The 20,766-nt window shown below is 39.8% G+C and carries 17 protein-coding genes and 1 pseudogene; 12 read left to right on the top strand and 6 right to left on the bottom strand.

Annotated features, from left to right (window positions below; all coding sequences use genetic code 11):
- Nucleotides 1-246 precede the first annotated feature (246 nt).
- Nucleotides 247-837: a nucleotidyltransferase family protein gene (locus IGI76_RS03415; protein ID WP_201705799.1), complete on the top strand. Its 591-nt coding sequence runs from the start codon at nucleotides 247-249 to the stop codon at nucleotides 835-837.
- 168 nt (nucleotides 838-1,005) lie between these two features.
- On the opposite strand, the pseudogene IGI76_RS03420 reads toward IGI76_RS03415, so the two are convergent.
- Nucleotides 1,006-2,939: pseudogene (locus tag IGI76_RS03420) on the bottom strand (BglG family transcription antiterminator).
- A 247-nt stretch (nucleotides 2,940-3,186) separates the two neighbouring features.
- Between IGI76_RS03420 and IGI76_RS03425 the strand changes: the two are divergent.
- The 4 genes from IGI76_RS03425 (at nucleotide 3,187) to mngB (ending at nucleotide 8,026) form a co-directional block, all read left to right on the top strand.
- Nucleotides 3,187-3,648 carry a PTS sugar transporter subunit IIA gene (locus tag IGI76_RS03425; RefSeq protein WP_086294620.1) on the top strand — a complete coding sequence of 154 codons (462 nt, stop codon included), beginning with the start codon at nucleotides 3,187-3,189 and terminating at the stop codon, nucleotides 3,646-3,648.
- On the top strand, nucleotides 3,645-3,968 hold the full coding sequence (locus IGI76_RS03430; RefSeq protein WP_005237427.1) for a PTS fructose transporter subunit IIB: 324 nt from the start codon (nucleotides 3,645-3,647) through the stop codon (nucleotides 3,966-3,968). The genes IGI76_RS03425 and IGI76_RS03430 overlap by 4 nt, the downstream gene beginning before the upstream one ends.
- An 18-nt stretch (nucleotides 3,969-3,986) precedes the next feature.
- The gene (locus tag IGI76_RS03435) at nucleotides 3,987-5,087 is read left to right on the top strand and encodes a PTS fructose transporter subunit IIC (protein ID WP_015509121.1); all 1,101 of its coding nucleotides are present in this window, start codon (nucleotides 3,987-3,989) and stop codon (nucleotides 5,085-5,087) included.
- A gap of 263 nt (nucleotides 5,088-5,350) precedes the next feature.
- The gene (gene mngB, locus IGI76_RS03440) at nucleotides 5,351-8,026 is read left to right on the top strand and encodes a mannosylglycerate hydrolase (protein ID WP_333718987.1); all 2,676 of its coding nucleotides are present in this window, start codon (nucleotides 5,351-5,353) and stop codon (nucleotides 8,024-8,026) included.
- 155 nt (nucleotides 8,027-8,181) lie between these two features.
- Here the strand turns inward: mngB and IGI76_RS03445 are convergent, their stop codons facing one another.
- Both IGI76_RS03445 and IGI76_RS03450 read right to left on the bottom strand, forming a co-directional pair.
- A complete protein-coding gene (locus tag IGI76_RS03445; protein WP_236596213.1) occupies nucleotides 8,182-9,273 on the bottom strand; it encodes an SGNH/GDSL hydrolase family protein in 1,092 nt (363 codons plus the stop codon).
- Between the two features lie 11 nt (nucleotides 9,274-9,284).
- Complete coding sequence (locus IGI76_RS03450; RefSeq protein WP_167823080.1) at nucleotides 9,285-10,694, bottom strand: PTS transporter subunit EIIC; 1,410 nt, start codon at nucleotides 10,692-10,694, stop codon at nucleotides 9,285-9,287.
- 148 nt (nucleotides 10,695-10,842) lie between these two features.
- On the opposite strand from IGI76_RS03450, the gene IGI76_RS03455 reads away from it, so the two are divergent.
- Entirely contained in the window at nucleotides 10,843-11,559 is a 717-nt protein-coding gene (locus tag IGI76_RS03455; RefSeq protein WP_086294624.1) for a GntR family transcriptional regulator, read from the top strand.
- Nucleotides 11,560-11,741: 182 nt separating this feature from the next.
- Nucleotides 11,742-12,170 (top strand): GNAT family N-acetyltransferase, encoded by a 429-nt coding sequence (locus tag IGI76_RS03460; RefSeq protein WP_086294625.1) that lies wholly within the window; start codon nucleotides 11,742-11,744, stop codon nucleotides 12,168-12,170.
- Between the two features lie 83 nt (nucleotides 12,171-12,253).
- Here IGI76_RS03460 and IGI76_RS03465 read toward each other — a convergent pair whose 3' ends face one another.
- A complete protein-coding gene (locus IGI76_RS03465; RefSeq protein WP_086294626.1) occupies nucleotides 12,254-13,081 on the bottom strand; it encodes a LysR family transcriptional regulator in 828 nt (275 codons plus the stop codon).
- Between the two features lie 150 nt (nucleotides 13,082-13,231).
- Here IGI76_RS03465 and IGI76_RS03470 point away from each other — a divergent pair, with 150 nt between their 5' ends.
- The 5 genes from IGI76_RS03470 (at nucleotide 13,232) to IGI76_RS03490 (ending at nucleotide 18,029) form a co-directional block, all read left to right on the top strand.
- Complete coding sequence (locus IGI76_RS03470; RefSeq protein WP_086294627.1) at nucleotides 13,232-14,200, top strand: TDT family transporter; 969 nt, start codon at nucleotides 13,232-13,234, stop codon at nucleotides 14,198-14,200.
- Between the two features lie 94 nt (nucleotides 14,201-14,294).
- Entirely contained in the window at nucleotides 14,295-15,254 is a 960-nt protein-coding gene (locus IGI76_RS03475; RefSeq protein WP_086294628.1) for an L-lactate dehydrogenase, read from the top strand.
- A 317-nt stretch (nucleotides 15,255-15,571) separates the two neighbouring features.
- Nucleotides 15,572-16,648, top strand: coding sequence for an ABC transporter permease (locus IGI76_RS03480; protein ID WP_167823081.1), 1,077 nt, complete (start codon nucleotides 15,572-15,574; stop codon nucleotides 16,646-16,648).
- A 5-nt stretch (nucleotides 16,649-16,653) separates the two neighbouring features.
- Entirely contained in the window at nucleotides 16,654-17,355 is a 702-nt protein-coding gene (locus IGI76_RS03485) for an ABC transporter ATP-binding protein (protein WP_086294630.1), read from the top strand.
- Nucleotides 17,356-17,402: 47 nt separating this feature from the next.
- The gene (locus tag IGI76_RS03490) at nucleotides 17,403-18,029 is read left to right on the top strand and encodes a TetR family transcriptional regulator (protein WP_081117236.1); all 627 of its coding nucleotides are present in this window, start codon (nucleotides 17,403-17,405) and stop codon (nucleotides 18,027-18,029) included.
- A 115-nt stretch (nucleotides 18,030-18,144) separates the two neighbouring features.
- Here the strand turns inward: IGI76_RS03490 and IGI76_RS03495 are convergent, their stop codons facing one another.
- Both IGI76_RS03495 and IGI76_RS03500 read right to left on the bottom strand, forming a co-directional pair.
- Nucleotides 18,145-19,572 (bottom strand): APC family permease, encoded by a 1,428-nt coding sequence (locus tag IGI76_RS03495; protein WP_005225272.1) that lies wholly within the window; start codon nucleotides 19,570-19,572, stop codon nucleotides 18,145-18,147.
- A 558-nt stretch (nucleotides 19,573-20,130) separates the two neighbouring features.
- Nucleotides 20,131-20,670: a hypothetical protein gene (locus IGI76_RS03500; RefSeq protein WP_333718988.1), complete on the bottom strand. Its 540-nt coding sequence runs from the start codon at nucleotides 20,668-20,670 to the stop codon at nucleotides 20,131-20,133.
- Nucleotides 20,671-20,766 lie beyond the last annotated feature (96 nt).

A 20,766-nucleotide genomic window follows, 5' to 3' on the forward strand; every position in this document is an offset into this window, starting at 1 on the left:
AAAAGGGAGGGATTGTCAAATAAGTGGAAATTGTTGGTAAGTATCGCTCTTTTGATTTTTAGTTGATAGTTGCCATTTTTTCTATTGAAAGCAATTACTTTGAATAAAATGATACAATATCTATAAGTAAAAAAAGTTTTGTCAGAGTCTAGTTAAATATACATTTGCATTTTATTTAGATGGTATAGAATCTCACAGTTATTTTGAAGATTATTTAAAAATAATCCTTAGAAAAGGAGAAGAACAATGTATCAGAATAAGAGTCTAGCTATTCAAGAAACGGTATTGATTAATATTTTGAAAAAAGATACTGCTCTTTACAATATCATTAAAGATGTCTCGGCTTTAGGTATTCCAAACCTTTATGTCGGCGGAGGAAGTGTCACGCAGTCTGTATGGAATCATCTTTTCTCTAAGCCCATCGGTTACGGAATAAGTGATGTGGATATCGTTTATTTTGACACAGATTTGAGTCAAGAGAAAGAACGAATGGTGCTAGAACAAATAGTGGAAACTACTAAACAAAATCAATATGCGCTGGATGTAAAGAATGAGGCGAGGGTGCATCTATGGTATGAAGAAGAATTCGGGTTTTCTATTCCCGCATATACCTCTACTGAAGAAGCGATCAGTACTTGGCCCAGTACTGCAACTTCGATCGGTGTTTTTGTCGATCAGGAAAGCAAGCTCCAGATTTTTGCCCCTTATGGCATGTATGACCTCTTTTCTGGGATAGTAAGACCAAACAAAGCGATGATTTCCCGGGAAGTTTATGAAAAAAAGATTGAAAAATGGTGTTCGAAGTGGCCAGAACTTAGTGTGATTGGCTGGCAGTAACAATTGATGAATATAGTAAGTTAAAAAGAGTACTCTAGATAGAACCTACTTGATTTTTAACATAGATCTATTCATTCTGAGTTTAGAAACCACTATTCAATAAGTATAGTTTGTTTGTATCTCGCCTAAGTTAGAATCAACAAAAGGAGCTGGATTCCCCAGCTCCTTTTATAATTGCTTTATACAGCTCAAAAAGTGGTGATAGTCACTTTTTTGCAAAATTGCTTGTTGAATATCTTCACGATCCATCAACTCTAATAAAAGACTATAGATTTCTTCGGTATCTTCATATTCGTCTTTTTGAATCGCAAAGAGAAAGACGAATTTAACCAAATCACCATTTCCCCAATCAACGCCATCAGGAATGATCGCCACTGAAACGGCTGAGCGTTTTGCCATCAATGTCATGGGGTGGGGGATAGCAAGCCACTCGTTAATATTGGTCTGATTAATTGCTTCTCGTTTTTTCACACTGTCATAAAAATCTTGGGGCACAAAATCTTTTTGGTACAATTGCTGCGCCATTTTTTTTAGTAAGGTTTCTTTATCTACATGATTTTCATGAAGAAAAATGCTTTATGAAACAATGAATAGATGCCGTCTTTTGTTTCGCTGAGCGTTTCAATAAACGGTTCGATTTTGTCAATTTCTTTATCTAGCTTGGCCATGTTGATATAAATAGAAGGAACCGAGAACTGTTCTAATGGAACGGTTGTGATCACAAAATCAATCGAAGAAAGATCACATTGTTGTAGCTCGACGTAAGAAAAGCGATCAACGACTTCGATCGTTTCTTGATAGTGTTTGATAATTTTTGCTTCAATAATACGACTCATGGCTCGACCAGTTCCGCAAACAAGGATGACGCGATGTTTATGATGATTTCTGATAGAACTCCTTTCCATAGCACCTGCGATGTGCAAAGCAATATAGCCGATCTCATCAGGAGAAAAATAAAAACCGTGTTTCAGGCTTACCGTTTCTAAATGAGTCAAACATAAATCATAAGCCTGTGGAAAAGATTTTCTGATCGTTGCCAGCAATGGATTGCTACGGCGTGCATCCATTAGATTCATGTTGATAAAGCCCTCAATATGAGATGTCAAATCTTCTATTAACATCTTGTCTGTCTCTAACGCATAGTTTGACGTCTGTTTGATCGCAGTTAATAATTCTTCCACAATGGCTTTCGCAGTTTTCGTGGAAGAATCGCTTGCATCGCCTGTTTCAACTAAACGTGGTGCATTCATCGCAAGATAGTAAATGAAGTATTGTTTTTCTCCAGCAGTCAATTGTATATCAAATGCATGATCGATTTCTTCTAAGAAGTGACCAACAACTTTCTGGGCGTCTTCTTTGAGCGCGGGCACGTGCAAGGGAAATTCGTTGATCTGATGGCCAGCTATAAAGCGACTGATTGCTAAAGCAAAATGAGAAAGAATGTTTTTATGATAGTAGTCAGAGTCTAACAAGTCTAAGGGCGCCAGATGATTTAATGACAATTCTTGCAAGCGGGTCAGATCAATCGTATCAAACAACTCAAGTTCCATTTCCGTAAAGCCCACCAAATACTCTTGGAGATCTTTTTCAATCAACAGATCACTGATTGCTAGTCGTTTGGCGAATTCGTTACCCAAGATTTCAAAGCCAATATTTGGACGATTTACTATTTTTAATTGATAGGTCGCTAAATTGTCTCGAGCCGTTTTTAAGTATGAGTAAAAGGTGTTTTTACTAATAAATAATCGATCAAGAAAATCATCTAAGGATAAAGGGTTTTCATTCTTAAATAAAAGGAAAAGTAGATAGGCTTGTCGTTCTTCACTCGTAGTTAGAAAGGACTCGGTAGTCGACATACTTTCAGTCCACCAGTCATGAAATCGTTCTTTTGAACCAATAGACAACAAATAGCCTTGCCCTCGAATCAACTTGATGGAGGCACCCACATTTGTTAACAAATCATTCAAATTTGCTATGTCGGTCCGAACCGTTCGCTCAGAAATCGAGAAGCTTTTCGTTAACTCCTTCATTGGTAGCGGCGCCGTTTGTCTAGTTAATACTTCCATTAGTTCATCTAATCGTTGATAAGCAAGTTTTGACACTTGTTTCACCTCCGTGCTCTTTCTCATCATACAATAGAAAGAATAAGAATGAAATGCTTCACCAGTACCGAAAATTTCCAGAAGAGTTGGCAATCATTTTGGAAAACGCTTTACTAATGATTGCCACTTGAATTGGAAATTTGTTGTGTTTACATCGTGAATTAGAAACCGTAAATTAAACGTGTACAGAAAATAAACCACACGAATTACGCTAATGGTTTCATAATAAAGGAAAGGAGCAGATGAGATGGATTTTCAGGAAAAAAATATTCTCTTGAATGTGGCTGTTACATCAAAAGAAGAACTGTTTCACGTAATTGCGCATCATGCCTATGAATCAGGGATCGTTACCAATGCAGCAGATACATGTGCGGCATTCATTGAACGGGAAGCACAATATTCAACCGGCTTACAAGAAGGCTTTGCTATTCCACATGCAAAAGCTGAACCGGTTTTGGAACCGACCGTTTTGTTTATTCGTTTAGAGCAAGCCATCGAATGGGAAACCTTCGATGATTCGGCAGTCAAAAATGTGTTTGCTTTGATGGTTCCTAAAAAAGATGAAGGAACGGTGCATCTGCAAATGTTGAGTCGCCTAGCAACCGCATTGCTTGAAGAGACATTCATCCAGCAGATTCAACAATCAGAAGACAAAGCTTATTTAGCAGAATTGATCAAAAAGGAAATGATGGGAGAGAAAATTGTATGAAAATAGTAGGAATTTCCGCCTGTCCAGCTGGATTGGCACATACACCGATGGCGGCAAAAGCTTTAGAAAAAGCTGGTGCGAAACTTGGCTATGAGGTCAAGATCGAACAGCAAGGCTCATTAGGGCAAGTCAATGAGATCACTGCAGCCGAAGCAAAAGAAGCAGATTTCTTGCTTTTAGCGACTGACCAAAAAGTTGTTGGGATGGAACGGTTTGAAGGAAAACCACAAATTCGAGTAAATATCAATACGTGTATCAAAGCACCGGAAGCGGTGCTGAAGAAATGTGTAGCTGCTGTTGAACAAAGAAACGCAAACTAAAGGAAAGAGGCAAGGATGATGAAAAGAGTTCTAGCAGATTTAAAAGGCCACTTGATGAGTGGAATTAGTTTTGTACTGCCATTGATTATTGGTGCTTCACTGGTTGTTGCCATTCCGAAAATGATTGCTCTTGGTATGGGGATCACAAGCTTAGATCCTTATGCTGACACGGAAGGCTTTAAACATGCGCTTTATTTGATTGAACAAGTAGGGTGGACAGGAATCGGCTTGATCAATACTGTCTTGGCTGGTTTTATCGCGTATTCTGTTGGAGATAAGGCTGCGCTAGGTGCCGGCTTTATCGGTGGTGCAGTCGCTTCTAGCACCAATGCTGGGTTTTTAGGGGCAGTTATTGCTGGGTTCTTAGCAGGATACTTAGTGAAGTGGGCGAAAGAACATATCAAATTACCGGAGTCGTTTGCTGGGGTGATGCCGCTGGTAATTTTACCCTTGATTGCTACATTGTCTGTAGCAATCGTCATGGGCGCCTTACTCTCTGAGCCATTGGCGTGGATCAATACTAGTTTGGTTGAATGGATCCGAACCATGATTGAAAATGACGTTAACAAAATTTTACTGGCAGTCATCATGGGGGCAATGATTGGCTCTGACTTAGGGGGACCTGTAAACAAAGCTGCTTGGATGGCAGGAAATGTGTTACTAGCGGAAGGAGTCTATTTACCAGCCATCATCGTGAACGTTGCGATTTGTGCGGTACCATTTGGATATGCCTTAGCAACTTTGTTCCACAAAAATCGATTCAACAAAGAGCTACTGGATGCTGGGCGTAATAACTTTATTATGGGGTTCATCGGAATCACAGAAGGAGCAATTCCTTTTACATTAGTCAATCCATTACGGCTTGTGCCGATCAACATGTTGGGAGGTGCAATTGCTTCTGGTTTGGGGATCGCATTAGGAATGTATGACAAAATGCCACCAGTTGGGGGAATCTACGGCTTCTTCACTGTTGGAAACGGTTGGGCGTATTTGATTGGACTATTTGCAGGAGCAGCCTTCATCGGTTTTGTTGCGCCTTTATTCGTGAATTTCAATAAGCAAGAAGAACAAACAGAAGATATTGCCCTCGATGATATTGAAGTGAGCTTTGAAAATTAAGCAACAAGGCTGATTAGCTAAATAGTAGCAAAAGAAAAGGCACGAGCAGGTGATTTTTCAAGAACGCTTTAAGGTATTTGACAAGGACAAGACTTGGGGAAGAAAACAAGAGTATTTGAAGAGAAACGATTTTCAAAATTCGAAGCATTTATGTAAGGATCAAATGATGCGTACCAGATGGTAAAAAAATTGAGAAAAATTAATAGGCACGAACGACACCCATCGTTACGTGCCTTTTTTAATCACGGGAGAGGAATGATTGAATGAAAAAAACAGTACATGTCGTACCCCACAGTCATTGGGATCGCGAATGGTATTTTACGACGAGTCGCTCGAAAATCTATTTGATGCACGATCTAAAAAACGTCATTGAACAACTAGAAAAGGATGATCCTTATGAAAGTTTCATTTTAGATGGACAGGCTTCTCTGTTAGATGATTACTTGAAATGGCGCCCACAGGACAAAGAAAGGATTCAACAACTTGTCCAACAAGGAAAATTGATCATTGGCCCATGGTACACACAAACCGATCAATTAGTGATCTCGGGAGAAAGCATTGTTCGAAATATGTTATATGGCATGAAAATTTGTGAAGCATTCGGAACCTACATGAATGTCGGCTATGTGCCAGATTCTTTCGGACAAGCAGCTAGTATGCCACAAATCTATCGTGAGTTTGGTATCACTGACACGATGTTTTGGCGCGGTGTAAGTGATGACGATGTTAAACACACAGAGTACAAATGGCGTGGAGAAGATGGTTCTGTGGTCAATGTTTACCAGATCCCAAGTGGGTACTACATTGGCGGTGCCATTCCTGAACGAGAAGCAGAATTAGCAGAGTTCTTACATCAAGAACCGTTTAAAACGACTTGGGGACGCAGTGCAACGGATCAAGTGTATTTTCCAAATGGTTTCGACCAAGCACCAGTTAGAGAAAATCTTCCAGAATTGGTTGATCGAATGAATCAACTGTATCAGGATGAGTATGAGTTACAATTTTCAACGATCGAAAAATACATTGCTGCGGTCAAAGCACGCCATCCTGAGTTGGAAGAAATCGCTGGTGAACTGATCAACGGCAAATTGATGCGAATTCACAAAACGATTTTTTCTTCACGCCCTGATTTGAAGGCGATGAACACTCAGATCCAACATTACTTAGTCAATGTCATGGAGCCTATCTTAACCATGGCTATGCAATTAGGATTTGAGTACCCCGTAGAAACAGTCATAGAGATTTGGAAGTTAATGTTTGAAAATGCGGCGCATGATTCGATTGGTTCTTGTGTTTCTGATACGACCAACGAAGATATCTATATGCGCTATAAGCAAGCGCGAGATATTTCTATGAATCTTGTCGAATTGACGTTACGACAGATTTCTACTGCAATCAACAACCCACAAGCAAAAGAAATTACTTTTACGCTTTTCAATACCTATGACACAAAACGTAATGGGGTGATCGAAGCAGAGGTCTATTTGCCGCAAAAAGAATTTGCGATCCTTGACCAGTCAGGTCAGGCGTTACCTTATACGATTTTAGAGCTTACCGACCAAACGGAGTATGTGTTGAATCAGGGGAACATATTAGATCCAGTCAAGGAGATCTATTTGCCGGAGAAAGTCTATAAAGCAAAGATTGCCATAGAAACGACTGACGTGCCGAGTATGGGGTATACCCAGCTGACAATTGATTTAAAAGGTGATACAAGCGCACCATTGCAGGAGATTACAACCAATACGATCGAAAATGAGTACTATCAGATCACTGTCAATAGCAATGGCTCGTTGGATATTCTAGATAAAACCAATCAGGTGCTTTATCAAAATCAAGGGATCATTGAAGAAAATGGCGACGATGGTGATTCATTCAATTATTCACCACCTGTGAAAGATTTTGTGATTTCATCAATTGATGCGCAACCAACGATCTCGATTCAGCAATCAGCAATCTACCAAAAGATTGATGTGGCATTCACGCTGAGGGTTCCGAAGGATTTAGCTGAACGTGCAGAAAAGAAGGTCTCGGCTTCACTGCCGATCCAATTGACGATTGTGTTAAAAAAACAATCGCAACAAATAGATTTCAAATTAACGGTTGAAAACCAACAAGTGGATAGCCATCGGGTATGTGTGCTATTTGATACCGGAATTGTCTCAAAATTTTCGCTGGCTGACCAACAGTTTGGCACGTTGCAGCGTCCGGTTGTTTTTGAAAAAGAAATGGCTCTTTGGGAAGCTAATAAAGAGCAATGGAATGAGAAGCCGATCGCTATAGAAACTTGTCAATCTTTTGTCGGTTTATTTGATGCGTCCCATGGCGTAGCAGTCATGCCTCAGGGGGTACGTGAATATGAGATCGTGGGGGAAGCGTTTGATACGATTCGCTTAACGATTTTCCGAACCTATGGCTTCATGGGGAAAGAGAATCTACTGTATCGACCAGGGCGTGCTTCAGGAGAATCAGTGATTGCGACACCAGCTGCGCAGTGCCACAAAACGATGCATTTTGATTTCTCTGTTGCTTACTTTGCTCAAGGATTTGATCAAGCAAATGTTGCACAACATGCCAAACAAGCAGTAACACCGATCACGCTTTATCAATCCGCAGAATTCCTGAATTCCCGATTGATTTTTACTTTAGGGCCGGTTGAACCAACCTTACCGGCAAACTATAGTCTTTTTGAGATCAATGGCAATTTGACCCTAAGTGTATTGAAAAAAGCCGAAGCTCGTCCAGGTTATATTTTGCGTCTATACAATGGGCTTTTAGATGAAGTTGGACACGCGACGATCACATTTAACCATCCAGTGAACGTAGTAGAAACAGTCGATTTAAAAGAAGCTACAAAAGAAGCACTTCTTGTGGAAAAGAATGTAGTCACTCTTGAAAAGATAGGCCATGCAAAATTTGTGACATTGTATGTAGAATAATTGCTAGTGATCGAGAGTAAGGATATTCAAGTGCAGAGTTGAAGAAAATTCATAGTGAAAAGGTCAACCTCCCGTATACATTTTAACCAGATGTGTATGGGAGGTAGGTTTTATTTTTGACTATTTTTAACAGTTTTTGTTGAGAGTCTATCAATTCACAGCAATGAAAGGCAAAGAATTTTCTCAGCCACAGCTTTTCCTAAAATTTCCCCTCCAGTTTGAGAAAAATGCAGATGATCCCCCGAATCAAATGCAGAAGCTAATCTCGTTTTATCAGAAGGATCTCTTACCATATCATTGATATCGATCGTATTTTCTTGCGTCATTAACCATTGATTAAACGCAGTTCGGATAGCTTCTTTTTCCTCGGTCCAACTCGGCTTTCCTTGGTTGTAAGAATAGTTAAAAGGGGGAAGCGTGAGGGGAACAAACGGAATGTCGGCTTTTTTTGCCAGACTTATTAGAACTTTGTAGTGTTGGATCAACTCCTCTTTGGTAGGTAATTCTGAAAGCGGTGAGCCAGTTCCTGGATGAAATAAGTCATTTAACCCGATCAATGAAACGATCAAGTCTGGCTTTTGATCCACGACATCTGCTTGGAACCTGTTTATTCCTGCAACGCCAAAGCTGTCTTTCCAACGAGAAATCCCTGAACCAACATGTGTCAGACGATTGCCTGATATGCCAGCATTAAAGCTTGTTGCAACCAGACCACGCTTGTTGAGATTGTCGATGACGCTATCACTAAAATATCCTTGATTCGTTAAAGAATCGCCGAAAAAAGCAATGACTTTTGCATCAACATTCGTTTCTAGAGCAACTGAAGTAATACCAAAAATAAAGTTATTGGTTTCTCTTATATTCGAACGGACTAATTGATCAGACAGTAAGTTTGCCGAGGAAGATACTCGATTGATCTCGTTAGAAAATAATGCCTCTATCAGAATATCGGCTCCTTTGGTTACTGAAAAATCAAGGTCATCTGTCCATAAAGTAGACCCAGCTGGGACAATGAATTGTGGTCGATTATCTAAGGTAATAACACTAGATTGTTGGGTTCTCGGATCACTACTGATTTTTATCGACTCTACGTTTAAATCAAAAGAGTCATAGCGGTTACAAAGTTCGAGTGCTAATCGTTTTCCAGAAAGCGGCTGCTTGATTCTCAAACGTAATTTACGTCCATTAGGAGAAAAGTTTAGTACTTGGTAATTAGAAAATAATTGATGCCAAATTATTTTTTTCATCATATATCACCTTACAGTTCATCTGCAGCTTTCATTTTATCATTGAAACCAAAAAGCCAAGTCAAAAGAAAGGATAGCAAAAATGTTCCTATATGAGAGAGTAGATAAGCATAGAAGTTGTTATCGATCCCTGCAACCGGGTTGATAAAAGAGGCAAATCCTATAACCCCACCTGCGAATCCATAGTTGACCAAGTGAAGGGAGCCTGCTAAAGCTCCACCAAAAATATTTGAAAGGGTCACGAGATAGAAAACTTTTTTGTATTTTAGTAGAATACCATAGATTGCCGGTTCGCCAACACCGCATATTTGTGAAAGAGTGGCAGCAAAGGCAACTTGTTTTAGTTGAGCTTTTTTTGTTTTTAATGCGATTGAGCACGTTGCACCCGCAATACCCATCATCAATACAGACGAGAAGGCATTCATCATACTAAATCCGTTGACAGTTAAATCGTTGACGATGATCGGAATCAATGGCCAGTGCATGCCGAAGACCACTAAGACTGGAAAAAGTGCGCAATAGACTGCTCCGCCAATAATCGTATTAAAGTCAAAAATGGTACTAATTCCGAATGCAAGCCCATCACTAATAATCGTTATGATTGGTCCGATGATAAGAAGAACGGCTAAGCTTAGTACCAGAACTTCTACGATTGGTGACACAATGGAAGAAATCACGAGAGGAACAATTTTCTTTAAAAACTTTTCAACATACGTTGCTAACCAAGCAGCGACCAGAATAGGGAAAACCGAAGCTGTATAATTCATAATGGGAAATTCTATGCCAAAAATAGCGACCTTCGCAGCTGTACTTGAAGCAATAGTGACTATATTTGGATGAATGAGTATCGCACCCACGACTGCCAGAACAATAGGATTCACCTTTAATTTTTGAGCCGCAGTAAAACCTAAGATGACAGGTAAAAAATAAAAAATGCCATCTGCAATCGTACTAATCAATAGATAAGATTGCGAACTATCTTGTAGTAAACCAAACGTCACCAACGAAGCTTGTAATCCTTTGATTATTCCAGCTCCTGCAAGAAGACCGATGACGGGCATCATTGAACCTGTAATTATGCCAATAAACTGATTGAAGCCATTTCGAAATAGCTGAAGAAAATCACTATTGGAATCATTTTCTACCACTCCCTCTGTAGAATCAAAGACTTGATCATTGTTTAACTGACGCATTACTTCCTCGTAAATAGCATTTACTTTGTTTCCAACAACCACCTGATATTGTCCTTGAGCTTCTACGACGCCCATTACACCATCCAACTCTTTTATCTTATTTGTATCGGCTTTCTCTTTGTCCACTAGATAGAAACGAACACGTGTAATGCAGTGGATCACATTTTTGATATTATGTTTTCCACCAACGTACTCAATCATGTACTCCGCTAACTGTTTGTCACTCATAATAAAACCTCCTCATTTCTTTTAACCGGTTACGCTCATTTTAAATTTGTTTAAACAAATAATCAAGTATTTGTTTAAACAAATTTAAGTTTTTTGTATAGGTAGAATGATATCATGCTATAATTAACTGAAAGAGTGAGGTGGAACTATGGTGAATAAGTTTCGGGATATATATGACACTTTGAAAAATGAAATTAATGAGGGACTTTATAACGATACAATGGTTTTACCGACCGAAATGGCGTTAATTGAGCGATTTGGTACTAGCAGAAATACAGTTCGCCGAGCGATTCAACTGCTTAATGAAGATGGATTGGTTTATAGTGTGAAAGGAAGAGGGGTAGTTATTCTTGAAAGAATCGAGATTGACAAGAAGTCTTTCAAGGTAGGAAATTTTCAAGGATTGAAGGCACTATCCGCAGACACTGAGGTCGAAAAAAAAACAATTGTGCAAGAATTTCGCGAGTTGACTGTTGATGATTCATTAGCAAAAAAAATTTCATTTCCGGTTGGTGAAAGAGTATACCTTGTGAAACGATTACGAATTATTGATGGGAAAGCGATGATGTCAGATACGAGTTATTTCAAAAAAAGTATTGTTAAGGGACTTAATGAGAAAATCATAGCCGGATCAATCTACGACCATATCAGACAAAACTTAGATTTTAAAATCGCTGCATCAAAATCCATTATGAAAGTTGAGTCTGCAAAAGACTCTGACTTTAAAGAATTAGCTTTGGGAAAAAATAATTGTGTGGGGATACTGGAAAATGCGGTCTATAATGATATGGGAAAATTATTCGAATATACGACAATCAGGTATATACCTAACGAATACGCACTCATTTCATTTGATCAAAATTAAAAACTGGTTTAGCTAAATAACATAAAAGATCACAGCAAAGTGATTTCTAGTACACTGTCTGTATACTTTTTTTCTATTGCACTTTAACAAATCAACTAGCTGTCATTAATTTCTAAGTTGATAAATGAATGTGAGTTATCTAAAACAAGACCGAATAAAAAGCCAAAAGACGGGAGAATACTATGAAAATTAGAGCCGCAGCATTGTCTGATCGTAAAGAACTAGCTCACTTATCGAAGGTACTAGGCTATCCAATCGAAGAAGAAGTATTGATCGAAGGTCTAAAGAGAATCTTAGCTGAGGAGGACCATCTCTTACTGGTCGCCGAAATAAAGGGGAAAGCAGTTGGGATGATTGAAGCACAGCCGTATTCGACAGTTTATTCTGCTGGGCAATTTTTTAATATTCTAGGTTTAGTAGTGGACGATCAAGTGCAAAAGCAAGGTGTTGGTGGGAAGCTGCTGTCTGCAATTGAAGAAGAAGCCAGACAGCGAGGAATGCAAGGCATTCGATTAAATTCGAATGTCAAACGCCATGCTGCTCACAGGTTTTATGAAAACCATGGCTATCATAGCAGTCATGAACAGAAACGGTTTATCAAGGAATTATAAAAATAAAAAGACGCTGGAGGAGCGACAAACGACACTCCAGCGTCTTTTTTGTATTCACTTTAATTGGTTCAAAAGACTAATATTTATGGAATCAATGCCAACAACAGCCGTTTAATCTCCTCATAAACCTCTCCGGTTTCCGGCGTCACACGTTGACGATTCTGAATGATAAAAAGATCACGATAGCGGTACTCTGGATCAAGTTCCTGCCAAGGCAACTCTTGTGGTAACGAGAGTTTCGAGATGATCGATTTGCCGATGTTTTGTTTTAGTAGGGACAAAATCACTTCGCTGTTATTGGCTTTGATGATTTGCGGATGCAAGTGCTGTGCGTACAGATAGGTTTCGTTAATGTAGTACATCCCCGAGTCGTTTTCCCGCAAGACCCAAAAATCAGAAGCGAGGTTGCCTGCTAACACCAATTCATCGCGATAGACGAATTCTTTTTGGATCAATGGCGAAACGATTGATTTTTCGATCAGGCCAATATGGGCTTTGTTTGATTCGACGGCATCGATTACTTCTTGCGAATTCATGATTTTGATTTCAAAGGCAAACGTTGGAAATTCTTCAATCAGCTGCGCCATGATACTGGGCAGTAAGTAGACGGCGGTGGTATTTGAACAAGCGAGCACACACGCTGTTTTAAAATTTTTGGTGTCTTTGGCTTGCGAAAAAATAGTGGACAATGAGCGGAGAGACTCGACCACACGAGGATACAAAAACTCCGCTTGGCTGGTGGGTAAAATCAATTGTTTTCCTTTACGTTCAAAAAGTTTGAAGCCAAGTTCCGCCTCTAATCGTTGGATTTGCAAGGAGATCGTTGGCTGAGTTTTATAGAGCTGTTTGGCGGCAAGGCTAAAGTTTCTAGTTTCATAAACAACAATGAAGGTTTTGAGCAATTCAATCATTTTGCGGACTCCTTTATTATTAATAAAATTTATAATTAGTATTTAAAAGTACAATTTTACAAATAGTTATCAGGTGATTATAGTATAAGTGTAGAGAAAAAAGAAAGCAAATTTAATTGAAATTTTCATACATTAAGAAAGGATGAGTTGATGAAAACATCGATCCAGCATTTTTTACATTCATTGCCAATCCCGATTTGCGGCTTGATTTTAGGCACTGTGTCTTTGGGGAATTTATTGTATTCAGAAGGAATGGAGACGGTTGGAAATGCGTTTTGCACCCTTGGTATTTTCATCATGGGGCTCTTCCTTCTGAAAGTATGCTTTACATTTAAGCACACGATGTCAGAGTTGCAAAACCCAATCGTTGCTTCGGTTGCGCCGACCTTTACGATGGCGCTGATGGTGATTTCCACTGTTTTTGAACGGGTCATTCCCAATGCAGTGGTGAATGATCTGCTCTGGTGGGGGGCTATCGGCTTACATTTTGCTTTAATGATCTATTTTGTTGTCGTGCATATTTTGCCTGTCGACCTTTCGCTGGAATACATTTATCCAAGCTGGTTTATTACCTTCGTCGGGATTGGCGTCATTCCCAATACTTCTGCTGTCTTTTTTAAAGAGCTAGGAGAAGTGATTGTCTGGATCGCATTGGTATTGTATTTTGCACTTTTGCCGATTATTTTAAAGCGAATCGTCCATCAAAAACTGACGGAACGTGCGGCAGTTCCATTGATCACGATTTTAACCGCGCCGGGTTCTCTTTGCTTAGCAGGTTACCTTTCCGTATTTGAACAAGGCTCTGCTTGGTTTGTCGCCTTTATGCTGTTATTGTCACAAACGATTTATTTCTTTGTCGTCGCTTATATGAAAAACATGCTGGCAGTCGGGTTTTACCCAAGCTATGCGGCATTTACGTTTCCTCTTGTGATCTCGGCGACTGCAATGTTCAAATCAGCACTGTTTTTTGCAAATCACCCACTGATATTTGGGTTTCTACAAGCCTTAACGATTATTGAAACAAGCTTTGCCGTAATCGTCGTCAGCTATGTGTTAGGAAAATATGCAATTCATTTGTATCAGCAAACCAAAGCGCTGATTGCCGGTCATAGTTACTAAGGAAACACAAAAAAATCATCTATTTTTTGAGAAAATGCGTACTATACGCAAAACAATAGCACAAGTATTTGAAAAGAAAGGGAAGGGATCGCACATGAAAAGTACAAGCAGAAAAGTTGTCGTTGTCGGAACAGGTTTCGTTGGAACGAGCATTGCGTATTCCATGATCAATCAAGGACTGATCAATGAATTGGTCTTGATCGATGTCAATCGGGACAAAGCAGAAGGAGAAGCCCTCGATTTGTTAGACGGTATGTCATGGGGGCAAGAAAACATCAAAGTTTGGGCGGGAGAGTATTCGGAATGTAAAGATGCTGACATCGTCGTTATTACCGCAGGGGTCAACCAAAAGCCAGGACAAACACGGCTTGAATTGATCGATGTGAACGCCGAAATTATGGCAAGCGTCACAAAACAAGTGATGGCTTCAGGTTTTGATGGCGTGCTTGTCATCGCTTCAAACCCAGTCGATGTCTTAACTTATCAAGCATGGCGTGTGTCAGGGTTGCCAGCCAATCGTGTCGTTGGTACGGGAACGACCCTCGATACCACAAGACTTCGAAAAGAAGTGGCGGCAAAATTAGCCATCGATCCACGGAATATTCATGGGTATATCATTGGGGAACACGGTGATTCGGAAGTCGCTGTCTGGTCCCATACAACGATCGGTGGGCAACCGATCCTAGAATTGATCAAGCAAAAGGATCGTTTGACCGTTGCCGATTTAGCGGTTCTTTCTGAACGAGTAAAAAATGCTGCCTATGAAATCATCGATCGAAAACAAGCAACTTTTTACGGGATAGGGATGAGTGTCGCAAGAATCGTTCGAGCGATCTTAAATGATGAGCAAGCGATTCTGCCGGTATCTTCCTACCTTAATGGGGAATATGGCATCAACGATTTATTCACAGGGGTTCCTGCAGTCGTGGACCAAAACGGCGTCCGCGAAATTATTGAATTGACGCTTACCCCTGAGGAAAAACGGCAGTTTGATACTTCGTGTCATCAGTTACGAGCAGTAATTTCCACAATTGGACAAAGCAAAGTCAGCTGATCTCAAGAATACCAGTAATGAAAACCTCGTGTTCGTTTTTGCCAAGCATGGTTCGACTATTTACGGTCGGCCATGCTTTTTTTACATCTAGCCAAGAATGTTAAAAGGAAATGGCGTATTTTACGCGAAACGCCCACTATTCAACTCTCTTTTTCCTCACTCCTTTAAAAAAAACATCCTCAGTGAATGACAGAAAAAGAATGATCGATCAACCTTACAAACTTTCCGAGTTGTAAAAAGTGACAAAGTGTCACCTTGTGTGGTATTCTTCAAAAAGTGACACTTTGTCAATATTTGGAAAACAGGAGGAAAGAGCAATGTTTCTGGCTATAAAAGAAATGCGTTATTCAAAATTAAGATATGGGCTGATCGTAGGAATCATGTTTTTGATCGCCTATGTTGTTTTTATATTGTCTGGCTTAGCTACCGGACTTAACTGGGATTTTAAAAAGGCCATCGTCGACTGGGATTCATCCGCGATCGTTTTATCAGAAGATGCGAATGACACATTTGCGGCTTCGCAATTGACGAGAGGGGATCTAGACCGTGTAGAAGGGACCCAAAAAGCCCCGATTGGTCTATACAGCAGTGTCATCACGGTCAACGATGAACAAGTCAATGTGACTGTTTTTGGTACACAAGAGGATGCGTTCTTGTTACCAGAAGTCTTAGAAGGCAAGCTGTTTTCACAAGAAAATGAGATCACGATTTCAGAAAACTTAGCAGAAGAAGGTATCAAGGTCGGGGATCAAGTGAAAATCGGGCGTTCAGATGAAACCTTCAAAGTCGTTGGGATCACCCCAGAAACGTCTTATACGGTGTCACCAGTTATTTATACTTCCCTCGATACTTGGACGAAAATGAAGTTTGCTAACCAACCATTTGCATCTGACAAGGAGCAGCCCATCAATATCATTGTGACCAAATCAAGTGATCCGAAAGTCGATAACCAAGAAGGAACTCAGCTCAAAGTGTTGGCAACGGAAGACTTTATTGAAAAGCTTCCTGGATTTTCTGCTCAAAACTTGACCTTAAATGCCATGATCTACTTCTTATTTGTTGTTGCAACGGCAATCGTGGGGATTTTCATGTATGTAATCACCCTACAAAAAACGGCGATTTTTGGTGTGATGAAAGCCCAAGGGATTCGGACCAGCTTTATTGCCAAATCAATTATTGCGCAAGCATTTATGGTCGGTGTGATCGGGGTAGCCCTAGCCTTTGCGGCGGCATACGGCACCAGTTTGTTTTTACCAGATGCCATGCCATTTTTCTTTGAATTCAAGCAATGGCTGCTTTATAGCGGCATCTTGATTCTCGTGGCAGTTCTAGGCGGCTTATTCTCCATTCGGACGGTCACAAAAGTCGATCCAATTACGGCAATAGGAGGGTAACAAAGATGAAAGACATTTTAGTAATGAAGGATATTATAAAAAAATTTGGCAAGCAGCATACCGAAGTAACGGCATTAAAAGGACTCAATTTTCACGTTCAAGAAGGGGAGTTCGTCAGTATCATCGGCCCTTCTGGTTCAGGAAAAAGTACCTTTTTGACCATCGCTGGCGGCTTACAAAGTCCAACATCGGGAGAGATCATCATCAACCAGGTGAACTTTTCCCAATTAAATGAAAAGCAACGAGGGAAGTTGCGTTTTAAAGAGATTGGGTTTATCTTGCAAAGCTCGAATTTGATCCCTTTTCTAACGGTAAAGGAACAATTTTATTTGGTCGACAAAGTTTCAAGAAAAGCCAAGGAAAAGGAACGGATTGATGAATTGCTTGCTTCATTAGATATTCTCGATCTTCAAGACAAGTTTCCCCGCGATTTATCTGGTGGGGAACGTCAACGAGTAGCAATCGGCAGGGCGTTGTTTAATGACCCAAGCTTGATTTTGGCGGATGAACCAACTGCCAGCTTAGACACCGATCATGCGTATGAAGTGGTGAAGTTATTGGTGAAAGAAGCGCATGAGAAAAAGAAAGCGACAGTCATGGTCACTCACGACGAGCGAATGATCCAATGGAGTGATCGCATTTTCCGAATGGAAGATGGCAATCTGATCGAACAAAACGCCCCATCAAGAGAAACTGCACAAGTCTGAGTGGAAAAGTAGAGGGATTTGTTTATAATAGAGGGAGTAGATTGCGAATGATGGAGGAGAATCCCTTGCCAAGTACAACATTTTTTCATTTAAAACAAGAGAAAAAAGAAAAAATCGATGCCGTGCTTTTAGAAGAATTCTTCAGCAAGCACATCAGTCAAGTCAAGGTCTCTGCCATCGTCGAAAAGTCGCACATTTCTAGAGGGGCGTTTTACAAGTACTTTCAAAACTTAGAAGATGCCTATGACTATGCGATCGCCGACTATTCAAACCAAATCCATTCCGCGATTTTTACGTTTATCAATCGCAACAAAAATGATTTTTTCAAAGGGATCGAAGAATACTTGGCTTGGTGCAGTCAATGGTCACCTGAAGATGATCATTGGAAAATGATCCACTTATGTACTCAAAGCAATGCCTGGACGAAGCGCGATGCGATCCCTGACGATTCGCCCATGATTCGTCAGTGGTTGGAGCTGTTGGAAGAAAATCGCTTTACGATCCACGATACGCAAGAAGCTGTCAGTTTCCTTTATTTTATTATGGCGGTTGTGATGGATAGTCTGACAGATTTTATTTCGAATGAATGGACCGCAAAAGAGCTGATCAAAGATTTTCGCTATAAGGTGCAATGGATCAAGTATGGAATCAAAGAGGAAAATGACGAAGAATGAACGCTTCGGCAAGAGGATGGAGCAAATGCCTCGCACGGCGGAGAAGTTCATTTACAAAGAAAGAGGTGCCCGACAACTGAAATAGTTGTCGGACACCTCTTTTTTGAGGGAATGATTATTTTTTATTTACGCGTTTCGCAATGATCGGCAAGATCAAGCCAATCAAAAGAAAGGCGATTGGCGTAATGATATTTAAGGCCAATTGGAAGAACCAAGCTTGCGGATCTGCCGCATAATCAAGTTTAGGAACCATCCCTAAAATGCAGGCAAAGGCCGTGAACAAGAAACACCATAAGCCGATCCCAAAGCCAACCTTGGTGTTTTTCACGAATTTATAATCGGAAGTAAAGCGATTGGCGTGTTTGTTGACTAGCATAAAGGCTAAGAAGACCCATAAGTAACGCAATGGCATGACAACTGAATTCAAGTTCAGCAACCAACGATACAGTTCGGTCATATTGCCGATTCCTAGTGCTGGAATGATGATCAAAATGCTGACTAGGATACCAGTCATAATATACCCATTTACTGGTGTTCCTTTTTTGTTTAGTTTTGCTAAGCCATTTGGTACAAATTCTGAATCAGCATCAGACAATAATATTTTCAATGGGGCATCAATTGAAAAAGCCAACGCAGAGATTTGCGCCAACGCATTGGCGATGGAATAAAGAATGACAAAGAAATTGCCGATTCCGTAGAAGTTTCCTAGTCGTTGAAAGGCTTCATAAGCGCCGTTGACCATCAAATCTTCTGGAATATGGTTGGCATCAAAAAGCATCCCCATAGCAATCGAGCCGAGCAAGGCACATAATGCCACCATACCGGCTAAAAAGATCATGCCTTTTGGAAATTCTTTGGCAGGATTTTTTGTGTTATTTACGTAAGGCGAGATTTTTTCACAGCCACCTACCGCAAATACCAGCATCGAGATCGTAGTTAAATAGGTAAAGTCAAATTTAGGGATATAGGTTGAAACAGATGACATGTTTGGTGTAGCAATTTCAGCACCAGTCATTGCTGGAGCAGTAACTGCTAAAAGGATAAAAAGAATCGACATCACGAACATGGCTGTTCCGGCGATGTTCCCAATCATTTTTAAGGTCGTCAATCCTTTAGAGGCAATCCATAAAAAGAATAGAAAAATAGCTAAACAAATCAATGAGACTTCCATGGAGCCCATCGTTGATACAAATGTACCATTTCCTTTAAATAACCAACTCAATGACACTAAGATTCCTTGGGGTTTTTGTGCCAAATAAGGCACGTGAACGACCCAATAAGTCCAAGCAGCAAAAAAAGCCAACCGCTTTGTTGAGGTTTCTTTGATCCATGAGGAAACCCCACCACTTGACTCTTTGAAGGTCGATCCTAACTGACCAACACTTAATGCATAGGGTACAAAATAAAGAGCCATAATTAATAGCCACGAAACAACAACAGTCAATCCTTGTTGAGCGTAGTTGTTTACAACATTTCCCAGTCCCCAAACAGAGACGAACGCCATCAGCGCAATATTATACCAGCGTAATTGTTTCTCATTCATCGCTTTCTCCTTCTTAAAATGATTTTTCTGACTGATTAAAATAGAGCGTTTTTTGAAATTTAGTGAGAAAAAAATTTCTTTCCATAAGCGCTTGATCACTATCAAGTTTCTTATGCATTTTTTCACAAATGTCAAAGGTCAAATTGAATTAAAAATTTCACTTGCTTCTTTTTTATTCAGTCGTTGATTTTCCATAGCTAGGATAAACCTCTGAATTCTTTTGGTCAAGAAAAATTAAATTGTTATTTAAAAAAAATAATAAATTTCTGATGATAGCAAAAGCAAACATCATCATTCATTAATAATCTGAAAGAAATCCAACTACATTCGGTCAAGGGCATGGATGAAAGAGGGATCATTTCATTCAAATGAATGGACGTATAAAGATGGAAGAAACCCTTTCGAAAGGCTTTTCACTGGAGATTTTTGGATAGATTTTTAAGCAAAGGAAACAGGAGAGTAGTCGTAGTTTTTTTGTTTTTTAAGAAAAATTTTACGCGAACATTCTTTCAAAGAAACACGAAAACAAAGTTAGCCGAATGCTTCGTTCCATCGAAATCAGTCGTTTTTTTTCGCCAATTTATAGGAGGTGGGTGTTATTCGCTCAAATACTGGCCATAAAAGCAGATAAAAGACGAAGTTTCCGCTGGCATGGAAGAAATCGAACAGTAGTCCTTGAAGGTAATAGGCAAGAAACGAAGGAAACTGATAAAGCCAAACTTCCATCAACGAAACGATCAAGCCATAAAGAAGTCCGCAAAGAAAGGCAAAGAAAGCTTGCAAGAAGCGGTTTTTCTTGATGATCGGTATTTTTCCAAACTGATGAAAAAGAATGATGGTGATAGTAAGTGCAGCAAATTGACTGATCGTCCAGGGACCCATGCCTAGATAGATATTTGTTCCGAGCAAACTTAATAAGGCAATCATCAACGCATCAGATAAACGGTAAGAAAAAGCCACTAAAAACAAAAGGGCACTCATAGGCTGAACGTTAGGGATAAAGACAAAAACTAACCGTCCAACGATACAAGCCGCAGTGATTAGTGCTAAATGAGAAATTCTTTGGATGGAGAGTATCTTGGTTTGGGGAGGAAGCATGAAAATCGCCGTCTTTCTAATTGATAATCATTCTCATTATACATGGAAAATAATAAAATTCAAGATTGAAATACACATTATATAGTACGATAATAA

The organism is Enterococcus sp. DIV2449a (genome assembly GCF_051711225.1).
GTDB classification, from domain to species: Bacteria; Bacillota; Bacilli; order Lactobacillales; family Enterococcaceae; genus Enterococcus_D; species Enterococcus_D casseliflavus.